Raw genomic sequence first — 11,160 nt, forward strand, 5'->3', positions numbered from 1 at the left:
GCCGTGCTACAAATGAATGCCGCACACAAAGAGATTTTTATATGAACATTCTGCCTATCCCACCGCTTCCTGATGTTATAATCGAACCTCTTGTCCGTTTGGCACTCAGCGAAGATCTTGGCCGCGCAGGCGACATCACAACAGATGTCACAATACCAGCGGATACGCGAATGATCGCCACAGTAAACGCACGCGAACCTGGCATTGCAGCAGGCTATGATGCTGCAAGATTAGCAGCACGTATTGTCGACCCCGATCTAGAATGGGAAGTTTTACACGAAGAAGGCAAACCTTTTAAAAAAGGCGCTGAACTTATTCGCTTGAAAGGCTTTGCCCGATCCATCCTGACAGCAGAGCGCATGATATTAAATTTCATCGGCCCTCTATCTGGCATTTCGACGCTGACAAGCAAATTTGTCGATGAAGTCAAGCACACGCAGGCGCGCATTGTATGTACTCGCAAGACCACCCCCGGTTTTCGCGCCCTTGAAAAACGCGCTGTAAGGCTCGGTGGCGGCGTAAACCACCGTCTAGGCTTGGATGATGCCATTTTGATCAAAGACAACCACATCGCAGCTGCAGGTAGCATTAAAGCCGTATTGGAACGCGCCAAAGCCTCCGTTGGCCATCTATGCTCTATCGAAATAGAGGTGGACACACTTGAACAGCTTAAAGAAGCCATCCCTTTTGCACCAACAGCTGTCCTACTCGACAATATGAAACCCGATATGCTGCGCGAAGCTGTCGCCATGATAAACGGCAGTTGCAAAGCAGAGGCCTCAGGCGGTGTGAACCTATCTACTGTGAATGCTATCGCCGAAAGCGGCGTAGACTTTATCTCAGTCGGCGCACTTACCCACTCAGCTGTAAACCTGGATGTCGGATTGGATTATGGCTGATCCCCAAACAAAAAAGCGAACCCGCTTAAGGGCTCGCTTGGTATTTGTGTTGCCAAACTGATTTAGAAAGTTTTGGCCAAAGTTAGCTTCACATTTCGGCCCGGTTCAACATCATTAAGAACAAGAGCGCCGAATACAGGGTGAAAAGTCGCCCCAGTGCGTGACGCTTGTGAGGTATAAGCCTCATCGAAAAGATTATCGATACCTGCCGTCACAGATAATCCAGACACACCAATAGCATCATCCCAACGCGCTGAGATATTGTGCAGGCTATACCCTTCTTTGTCTTCTCCAGACGCAGTCGTCACATCAGTTGTGATCTGAGAATTCCAATTCAAAGACAAATTCAAGGATGTGATAAAATAATCTGCCTCAATACCGATGGATTGACCTGTTTCCCGCAGGCTTTCAGAACTTGGCGCTTGTGTTAGGCCAGAGCGATCATGATCAGAATCGGCAATAGTTGTCGTTAGGCTGAAATCATCAATTGTGATACGTGCACTCGCTTCATACCCTTCCAATTCATACGTACCAATATTGGCATCAATCGTACCTTGGTCATCGATGTAATCGTCAATGGTTGTTTTGAAAGCGCGCAATCCAAAAGCCAAATCAGCGAGTCCAAAACCGGTTGTGTACTTCACGCCTAATTCAACATTCTCGCCTGACTGAGGAGTTAGATTGATGTTTGCGACTTTATTTTCACCACTCCCGCCAAAAATTTCAGGCAGCTCAGGACCTTTAAATAATTCCAGATAGCTTCCTTCTAAAACCAGATTATCTGTGACACGTGCCTCAAGACCCAACCCAAAGGTCACGTCATCATATGAAGAGGAGCTGTTTTGATCAATATAATCCACCTGATAGTCGGTATAGCGTACGCCCGGTCTTAGGAAAAAACGATCGGCAAAACTAATCTCATTTTCTAAGAATAGCGCGATTGTTTGGGCTTCATTTTCAGATTCTGCGGCAACATCAGAAACATCCAAATTCCCATCATAGGTCAGGTTTTGATCGAAATATTGCAAACCATAGGTTAGAGCATGTTTCACTTTGCCAGATTTCAAATCCGTATACGCAGTGATGTTTACACCCTGATTGTCTGCAGCGGCCTCTTTGACAGCAGGAGGTGTGCGCGCAACAAGATTTGGATTTGTTTCATCGCGCCAAAATTCCAAATCATTCATGGAATAAACAGCGTCTAAACGGAACAATTCGCCAAGATCAAGCTCATATGACAAATTCAGTGTGTTGCGAGAATATTCAGTCGGAAGCAGAATATCGCCCGTAATCGCTGCATTTGTGAGAACACCCATATCAGGGCGCTGAGTATAATCTCCTGCATCCTCAAAGACATCATAACTTAATTCGATACGCTGGTTTTCAGTGATATCAAATCCCAGTTTGGCAAGATAATTCTTAGTCGTGCCGTCTGACCCGATCGTCTCAAGCCCATCACCATCTTCAAAATTATCGCGATCAACTTGGTTGAAGTAAATCAACCCGTCCACTTTCTCAGCGATCTGACCATAACCAGCACCCGAAAACGACGTCTGCGCATTAGAATTATACCCAGCCATTAAGCGGCCACCAAATTGGTTTTCAGTGGTCGCTAACAGGTCTTTAGCATCTTTGGTTTCAAAACGAATAACGCCGCCTATTCCACCATGTGTAACGGAAGTGGCACCTGGTTGAACTTCAACCGATTTCAAAATGTCTGGATTTACGAGTATATTTCCGATGTGGTGATAAATATAATTCGTCTGAAGCGCACCATCCATATACACATCAAGATTTCTATCATCCATACCGCGCACATTAATGCGTGAATTCAGTGAATGCGTTCCACCAATATCTACACCAGGCAATGTCCGAAGAAGGTCTGACAAGTGATCCGCTTGTTTAACTGCCAATTCCTGCTCACCCAAAAAGAGCGAGTCTGACGACACAGCTGTTCCCCATACAATAACAGCATCTTGGACATCCGTGTTTGCAGCATCCTGATTGTCCTGAGCCAAGGCCTGACCAGCAAACATAACACTAAGACCAATCAAAGCTGTGGCCTTCATCAATTGACATTTATTCATACAACCCTCCCCTGAGAATAATTCTCACTAACACGCAGTGCGCTAGGAACCATTATTAAGAATGGCTGTCAATCTCAGAGTGTCTCTAATTTGGTGGGACAGCATGAACCACCTATCGGTCACTATGCTTGTTGCAAAAATATGCTCACACGCCTTTTGCAATGAGAGATTTCCCATCACTTCATACCAAACAAAAAAGCCGCCCAGATATCTGAGCGGCTTTTTTGTGTATTCAATTTTATAAAACTTACAGCGCTTTTTCAGCAGCTTTGTTCAAATCATCAGACGTCACAACGTTTGACACTTTTTGGATACCACGCAGGCCATTCGCTTTGGCTTGTTGTGTGCGGACTGTTCTCCACTCTTCAGCCTCTGGAATGCGATAGAAGATGTGAGTACCAATTGTTTCTGTGTGTATAAGGCTAGAACGCCAATAAGGTGTCACATAATCTGTGTGATAATGTGTGGCATTGCCCGTCATAGTCTTGTCGCTAAGACCCATCATAACAAATGCTGCAACTTCGATGGAACGATCCCATGCTTCACCGCGAGGTTTACGACGCAATGAACCATCACAAGTGAATGAGAACTGACAACCAGTCACACGTGTATGTCCCTGATAAACCACATCACAAACTGTGTCAGGGTATCGATCTGAAGCGACGCGGTTCTCTACGACTTCGGCAACAGCTAATTGTCCACCTAATTCTTCACTACGTGCTTCATAATAAATCGCTTCAGCCAAACATAAGTGTTCGAGGCGCTGCTCTCTAACTTCCTCAATCTGCTTACGCGGAGAGAAATTCGCAATCACATCGACAACAGGATCAATTTTTTCAACGTCAAAAGACGCCTTCGTCAAAGAACCCGGAACAATCTCACTGTCAGATGCATATGCAACTTGCTGACGCCAAGGCTTGGAGATGTCTATGCCTTCAATATCAATCTGACCGTCTGCAGATGTATTGATAAGCTGTGCCAGCTCATTCGCTTGTCCCAGAAAAACTTCTTCTGTCTTTTGAACACTAACGTGAGCAGTAATTTGAGGCGCACCATATGCAGCCGCCGCGGCCGCACAAGCGACCCCTACTGCACGTTGTTGCATTTGCCGTTTTTCTTCAGCCGACATCATCACTAACCGGTTCAACGCGCCCGCAAGGAACGCCAACGAACTATCGAGTATATAACGAGTCGATTTCATAAAAGTTAACAAGATCGTCCCCCCCGGACAATCGCCCCTAAGCAAGTTTACAATTTATCTTCCCGCTGCTGAACGCAATGCAACGACGTCACGAGCACAGATTAACAAGGTGTTAACGGCCTAATTATGGCTAGATATGTGATTTTTTAGGGATTTGGCAACCCCAAACGCCACTTCATTAACACTTTGCAATGAAATGGTAATGTTTGCAGGCGGATGAATTTTAATGCCGATCCAATGCTAGCCAAGTTAAAATCAGGCTAAAAGTTTATTTTCTATGAAAGAATTCGTTAACGATAAAAACTTTTTTTTATCATTATTCATGGTGAAGATATGCATATCAGCATGCCAGCTACCCATAAAAAAGGGCTGATTCTTCAACCAGCCATTCTTCAATTTTCAATTATTTGATTCGTTTACGCAGTCAAAGCCGCATGTGCCGCCGCTAAACGTGCCACAGGAACACGGTAAGGCGAACAAGACACATAAGTCATGCCAAGGCCGTGACAAAACGCGATAGATGCTGGGTCACCGCCATGCTCACCACAAATCCCGATTTTCAAATCAGGCTTCACGGAACGACCACGCTCAGCACCAAGTTTCACCAATTCCCCAACACCTTCAATATCAAGTGTTACGAATGGGTCTTTTTCATAAATGCCTTGCTTCTCATAGTCACCAAGGAAACGCGCAGCATCATCACGGGAAATACCCAATGTTGTTTGCGTCAAATCATTCGTTCCAAACGAGAAGAACTCAGCCTCTTCTGCAATATCTGCAGCACGTAATGCAGCACGTGGAAGCTCAATCATTGTACCGACAAGATAATCAATCTTGATGGCTGATTTAGGCAAGACCGCTTCAGCCATTTTCACAATGCGCGCTTTCATCAGCGCCACTTCTGCTTTTGTTGCCACAAGCGGAATCATCACTTCAGGCACAGGCGCAATACCTGTTTCTTTTGCAACATTCACAGCAGCTTCAAAAATAGCGCGTGCCTGCATCTCGTAGATTTCCGGGTAAGTTACACCCAAACGACATCCACGGTGACCAAGCATTGGGTTGCTCTCGTGCAATTCAGACGCGCGATGTGTCAGCATCTCAATAGATACACCCGAGCCTTTTGCCACTTCTGCCATTTCTTCATCAGAGTGCGGCATGAATTCGTGCAATGGCGGGTCAAGCAAACGAATATTGCAAGGCTTATCGCCCATAATGCGGAAAATAGCCTCAAAGTCGGAGCGCTGCATTGGAAGCAATTTTTCAAGTGCTTCTTTACGGCCCTTCTCATTGCTTGCCAAAATCATGGCGCGTACAACTGGGATACGGTCAGCATCAAAGAACATGTGCTCGGTGCGACAAAGACCAATACCTTCTGCGCCGAAGTTTTTAGCCACTTCAACATCAGCTGGCGTTTCAGCGTTTGTGCGCACAGATAATGTACGTGCATTATCGGCCCATTCCATAATGTGCGCAAAATCACCAGAAAGATCTGGTTCAATCATCGCAACGCGGCCTTTAAACACTTCACCTGTCGCACCATCCACCGTTACGATGTCACCGCGTTTAAGCGTGTCACCTGCAACAGACACTTCGCCAAGCTCTTTATTGATGCGCAATGAACCAGCACCACACACACATGGACGCCCCATGCCGCGCGCCACAACAGCCGCGTGAGATGTCATCCCGCCGCGTGCGGTCACAATCGCTTTAGACGCGTGCATACCGTGAATATCTTCTGGGCTTGTTTCGATACGGATCAAGATAACATCTTCACCCTTAGCAGCCGCATCCGCCGCTTCATCGGAATCAAACACGATTTTACCAATAGCCGCCCCCGGAGATGCAGGCAGACCTTTCACAAACACGCGCCCTTCAGCCGTTGCTGCCGCTTTGGCATCTTGGTCAATCATTGGGTGCAATAATTGGTCAAGCTGAGCCGGAGCGAGACGAAGCACTGCTTCATCCTCAGTGATCAGACCTTCTTTACACATTTCAACAGCCATCGCCAAAGCAGCTTGTGCTGTGCGTTTCCCATTGCGGGTTTGCAGCATGTAAAGCTTGCCCTGCTCAACAGTGAACTCAATGTCCTGCATGTCGCGATAATGGTTTTCAAGCTTAGATGCGACATCAGTCAATTGCTGATAAACATCGGGCATTGTCACTTCTAATGGTTCATCATCAGAACCCATTTCAGCGGCACGTGCTTTTGAAATCGGAGCCGGTGTACGAATACCCGCCACAACATCTTCACCTTGTGCGTTGATAAGGTATTCACCATAGAATAAGTTTTGTCCTGTGCCCGGGTCACGTGTAAACGCCACACCCGTCGCAGAAGTATCACCCATATTTCCAAACACCATGGACTGCACATTAACAGCAGTTCCCCAAGAAGCTGGAATATCATTGTGCTTGCGGTAGAAGATCGCGCGATCATTCATCCATGATCCAAACACAGCACCAATTGCGCCCCATAGCTGATCTTTAGGATCTTCAGGGAAAGGTTTGCCGCCATTATTGCTTAAAACAGCAGACTTATATTTGCCGATCACATCCTGCCAGTCTTCGGCCTGCATGTCTGTGTCCAGCTCATAACCTTGAAGGTCTTTATAGTCTTCAAGAATGTCTTCAAACACATCATGAGTGATGTTTAACACAACATTGGAATACATCTGAATGAAACGACGATAGCTGTCATAAGCAAAGCGCTTATCACCAGATAAGCTTGCAAGACCTTCAACTGTTGTATCATTGAGACCAAGGTTGAGGACAGTATCCATCATACCCGGCATGGAGGCGCGCGCACCAGAACGCACAGACACTAATAATGGGTTTGTCGCAGATCCAAACTCTTTGTCAGTTTTCGCTTCAAGCGTTTTCAGGCTTGCTTCAAACTGTGCATCTAGCTCTTCTGGATATTTGCGGCCCAAATCATAAAATGCAGTACAAACGGCTGTCGTGATCGTAAATCCTGGAGGAACTGGTAGCCCTAGACTTGCCATTTCAGCAAGGTTTGCTCCCTTTCCACCAAGTAGGTTTTTCATAGACGCATCGCCATCTGACGCGCCGCCGCCGAAATCATAGACCCATTTTGTGTTGGCCATTATTGTTGTCCCGTAACTTGTCCCTAGCCTTCTATTTTTGAGAAATCCGCGACTTGGCTAGTTACATCCCGGATTCTTGCTAACAATTTTAGGCGGTTTTCCCGCACTTTATTATCTTCTGCATTGACAATCACATCGTCAAAAAATGTATCGACTGGACCACGTAGCAAACTCAATGCCGACATCGCCCCTTCGAAGTCTTCCTTCTTTAATGCAGCTTCTGCATTCGCAGTTGCAACATTTAAAGCCTCATGCAAAGCCAATTCCGCAGCGTCTGACAACAGTTTTTTGTCAATCTCGCCCGTTATAGCGCTACCATCCTTTTTTTCTTCTTTTTGTAGGATATTTGTCGCACGCTTGTGTCCCGAAACGAGATTCTTTCCGTCCTCAGTTTCCAAGAATGAACCAAGCGCCTCAACCCGTTTCACAATCAGAACAAGATCATCGCCGCCCAGCGAGAACACAGCATCCAATAAATCATGGCGAATGCCCTTATCGCGAAGGTAAACTTTTAAACGATCTTCAAAGAATGAGAGGAGGTTTTGAGCCAAAGTCTGCGCTTCATCTTTAAAGCCAGTTCCTTCAATGAAAGTTGTCCCATCAGCCTCGACGTCCTGTGACAACTTCCACATTTCAGTCCAGTGTGCTTTTGATACTGGCGACAGTGCAAATCCAATTTCAGCTAATTCTGAAAAACATGGCTCCAATTTCAATCGAATATTATTTTCCAAAACTAAGCGAATAACACCCAAGGCAGACCGTCGTAATGCATAAGGATCTTTTGATCCTGTAGGCAATTCATTGATGGTCCAAAAACCAGAACATAAAGTATCCAGCTTATCCGCCAGCGCCACAGCCACAGCCGTTGGCTCTGTTGGCACGTCATCAGATGGGCCTTTAGGCTTATAATGGTCGCGGATCGTATCAGCGATGTGTTGAGGCTGCCCCTCTTCCATCGCGTAATAGCGCCCCATCACACCTTCAAGCTCGGTGAACTCAAACACCATCTCAGCCACAAGGTCACATTTGGCGAGTTTTGCCGCCGCAATCGCGTCTTCTTTCTTAGCGCCCACAATCGGCGCAAGCTCGCCTGCAAGGGCCGCCACACGCTCAGCTTTGTCTTTTACTGTCCCAAGCTTTTCGTGGAAGACAATATTGCCAAGGCTATCAAAGCGCTCTTCTAATTTTTTCGCTTTGTCATTCTCATAGAAGAACACAGCATCAGATAAACGCGCAGACAACACTTTAGAATTACCCGCCGCAATCGTCTTGCCGCCATCTTCAGCTTCAAGATTTGCAACCACGATAAATTTAGGCGCAAGCTTGCCCGTCTTAGGATCACGCACCGCAAAATACTTCTGGTGCACGCGCATAGACAAGGTGATGACTTCCGGCGGCAACGCCAAGAATTTAGGGTCCATATCCCCCATAATCACCACAGGAAATTCAGCCAGACCCGCTACTTCTTCTAGCAGGCCAATATCAGGCACTAACTCTAGGCCCTGCGCATCACACAATGTTTTGGCTTCTGTCGCGATAATGTCTTTGCGCTCATCGCGGTCGTAAATCACGCGGCCTTTATTCTTCAAAATATCGGAATAATCATCAAAGCGGCGCACGGTGAATGGCCCTGCGCCCATAATGCGGTGGCCCTGTGTGACATTGCTTGATGCAATGCCATCAATCTCAAACGGCACCACTTCACCATCAAACGTACACAAAATACGTTGCAATGGACGCACCCAGCGCATATCGCCAGAGCCCCAGCGCATGGATTTTGGCCAATGGAATGAGCGCACAATCTCAGGCACCATATTCGCAATAATCTGCGTTGTTTCTACACCCGGCTTATTAATCACCGCGACATAGAATTGGCCCTTCTTTTTATCTTCTTGAATTTCTGCCTGCTCGATAGAGTCTAATCCAGCACCGCGCAAAAATCCCGCAATCGCTTTTTCAGGCGCGCCAACTTTTGGCCCCTTGCGTTCTTCGCGCACATCCGCAGATTTAATTGGCAAGCCTTCCGCCACCACACACAAACGGCGCGGCCCAGAAAAAGCCTTCACCCCTTCCGCCATCAAGCCCGCTTCGGACAGTTTATCCATCACAGCGCGTTCAAGGTCTGCTTGCGCCTTTGCTTGCATGCGAGCAGGAATTTCTTCACAGAAAAGTTCAAGGAGTAATTGTGGCATAGCGTATGTGCCCTATGGCAAAGAGATCAAATTTTGGTTCAGAATAAACAGAAAATTTCGCGCAAACTACTCTGCTGCGACCGCTTCCGCTTCTTCTTGTGCGGCCCATGCTTGAGCAGCGCCTTTGGCCATATCGCGCACGCGGGCGATAAAGCTTTGACGTTCGGTGGGTGAGACCACCCCGCGCGCATCTAACAAGTTAAACATGTGGGATGCTTTCAAAGCTTGCTCATAAGCAGGCAGCGGCAAAGGCTTTTCCAGCCCCAGCAAATGCTGGCTCATGCGCTCACACGCTTTAAAGCTTTCAAGCAAATCATCTGTATTGGCGTGCTCGAAATTATAAGCTGATTGCTGTTTCTCGTTTTCCAGAAACACATCCCCATAAGATAATGGATGCGGGCTGTCTGGATCATTATATGGCAGATCATACACATTATCGACGCCAAACACATACATGGCCAAGCGCTCAAGCCCATAGGTTAGCTCACCCGATACTGGGAACACATCCAAGCCGCCCACTTGCTGGAAATATGTGAATTGAGACACTTCCATCCCGTCACACCAAACTTCCCAGCCAAGGCCCCATGCACCCACTGTTGGGTTTTCCCAGTCATCTTCCACAAAACGAATATCATGCACAGTTGGATCAAGGCCGATTGCGCGCAAGCTTTCAAGATACCAATCCTGAATCTCTGGCGGGTTTGGTTTTAAGATCACCTGAAACTGATAATAATGCTGCAAGCGGTTTGGGTTTTCCCCATAGCGCCCATCTGTCGGACGGCGTGAAGGCTGCACATACGCCACATTCCAAGGCTTTGGCCCCAGCGCCCGCAAAGTCGTCGCGGGGTGTAATGTACCCGCCCCCACTTCCATATCATATGGCTGCAATACCGCGCACCCGCGAGAGGCCCAATATGTTTGAAGGGTCAGGATCAAATCCTGAAATGATTTAGGTTTTTGGCTAGCTGACATGTCAGTTTCTTTTTTGTTCGCGAGGTCTATCTTCTGGCCGTCATAGACCACAGATTCCCCACCGCTTCCATTGCACAATTTGGCGCGGAAGCTAGTCTTTTATGACTCAAGGATCAAGGTGGGGAGTTATAGTTAGAAGTCAATCATATAACTATTCGATTTTCTTTTCATCGTCTTCTTGTTTGACAAAACTTCTGAGAACCCTCAACGCCAGTTCTCGATCACCATCTGGAATTTTATCCCAAGTAGACCAAACCTGATTAGACGCCATTGGGTCGCGGATCAGAAAATCTGCAGGTTCACAACATAATGCTATAGAGAAAGCCTCAAGCAAACCTTGATTGTAAGGCTTGATTTGTCGCTCAAGTTCACTGACGTAACCCTTGGTGGTCTGCACGCGGTCAGCTAGTTCCTCTTGCGAGAGTTTGCGGTAAATCCGCCAATGTTTTAAATAAAAAGGTCTTTTACTGTTCATTTCTCAATTATATGTATTTGTTCCGTTGAGAAAAGAGAAATTCACCAAGCTGAAAAAATCTGACCGTGCCGCGTAGGTGCACTACGCACAAGCAAATGCAACATCTCACCCCGTCATACCCGACGGCGCAGCCGTCAGGGTATCCATCTCTTGTCATCTCAACACTGTATTAGGATGCAATTTCGGGTGTTGGCTTCCACCAAAGAAGCTGTCACCCCAGCGAAGGCTGG

General features: G+C 46.9%; 7 protein-coding genes. 1 reads left to right on the forward strand and 6 read right to left on the reverse strand.

The features are described 5' to 3' along the window. Positions 1–41 precede the first annotated feature (41 nt). Complete coding sequence (gene nadC, locus AC5EF3_RS14025) at positions 42–899, forward strand: carboxylating nicotinate-nucleotide diphosphorylase (protein ID WP_493548491.1); 858 nt, start codon at positions 42–44, stop codon at positions 897–899. Between the two features lie 62 nt (positions 900–961). Here the strand turns inward: nadC and AC5EF3_RS14030 are convergent, their stop codons facing one another. The 6 genes from AC5EF3_RS14030 to AC5EF3_RS14055 form a co-directional block, all read right to left on the reverse strand. Next, positions 962–2,986: a TonB-dependent receptor domain-containing protein gene (locus AC5EF3_RS14030; RefSeq protein WP_493548492.1), complete on the reverse strand. Its 2,025-nt coding sequence runs from the start codon at positions 2,984–2,986 to the stop codon at positions 962–964. A 247-nt stretch (positions 2,987–3,233) separates the two neighbouring features. Beyond that, on the reverse strand, positions 3,234–4,187 hold the full coding sequence (locus AC5EF3_RS14035; RefSeq protein WP_015826970.1) for a cell wall hydrolase: 954 nt from the start codon (positions 4,185–4,187) through the stop codon (positions 3,234–3,236). A gap of 416 nt (positions 4,188–4,603) precedes the next feature. Next, positions 4,604–7,291 carry a pyruvate, phosphate dikinase gene (gene ppdK / locus AC5EF3_RS14040; RefSeq protein ID WP_015826969.1) on the reverse strand — a complete coding sequence of 896 codons (2,688 nt, stop codon included), beginning with the start codon at positions 7,289–7,291 and terminating at the stop codon, positions 4,604–4,606. A 23-nt stretch (positions 7,292–7,314) separates the two neighbouring features. Then, on the reverse strand, positions 7,315–9,483 hold the full coding sequence (gene glyS, locus AC5EF3_RS14045) for a glycine--tRNA ligase subunit beta (protein ID WP_493548493.1): 2,169 nt from the start codon (positions 9,481–9,483) through the stop codon (positions 7,315–7,317). A gap of 66 nt (positions 9,484–9,549) precedes the next feature. Next, entirely contained in the window at positions 9,550–10,455 is a 906-nt protein-coding gene (locus tag AC5EF3_RS14050) for a glycine--tRNA ligase subunit alpha (protein WP_493548494.1), read from the reverse strand. Positions 10,456–10,606: 151 nt separating this feature from the next. Continuing rightward, positions 10,607–10,930, reverse strand: a complete 324-nt coding sequence (locus AC5EF3_RS14055; RefSeq protein ID WP_015826966.1) for a helix-turn-helix domain-containing protein — start codon at positions 10,928–10,930, stop codon at positions 10,607–10,609. Positions 10,931–11,160: the final 230 nt, after the last annotated feature.

Source organism: Hirschia sp. (assembly GCF_058892565.1).

What these genes read in the sequence shown, in the direction of transcription:
- nadC (WP_493548491.1), top strand. Translation starts at nt 42, where the DNA reads ATGAACATTCTGCCTATCCCACCGCTTCCTGATGTTATAATCGAACCT.
- AC5EF3_RS14030 (WP_493548492.1), bottom strand. Translation starts at nt 2,986, where the DNA reads ATGAATAAATGTCAATTGATGAAGGCCACAGCTTTGATTGGTCTTAGT.
- AC5EF3_RS14035 (WP_015826970.1), bottom strand. Translation starts at nt 4,187, where the DNA reads ATGAAATCGACTCGTTATATACTCGATAGTTCGTTGGCGTTCCTTGCG.
- ppdK (WP_015826969.1), bottom strand. Translation starts at nt 7,291, where the DNA reads ATGGCCAACACAAAATGGGTCTATGATTTCGGCGGCGGCGCGTCAGAT.
- glyS (WP_493548493.1), bottom strand. Translation starts at nt 9,483, where the DNA reads ATGCCACAATTACTCCTTGAACTTTTCTGTGAAGAAATTCCTGCTCGC.
- AC5EF3_RS14050 (WP_493548494.1), bottom strand. Translation starts at nt 10,455, where the DNA reads ATGTCAGCTAGCCAAAAACCTAAATCATTTCAGGATTTGATCCTGACC.
- AC5EF3_RS14055 (WP_015826966.1), bottom strand. Translation starts at nt 10,930, where the DNA reads ATGAACAGTAAAAGACCTTTTTATTTAAAACATTGGCGGATTTACCGC.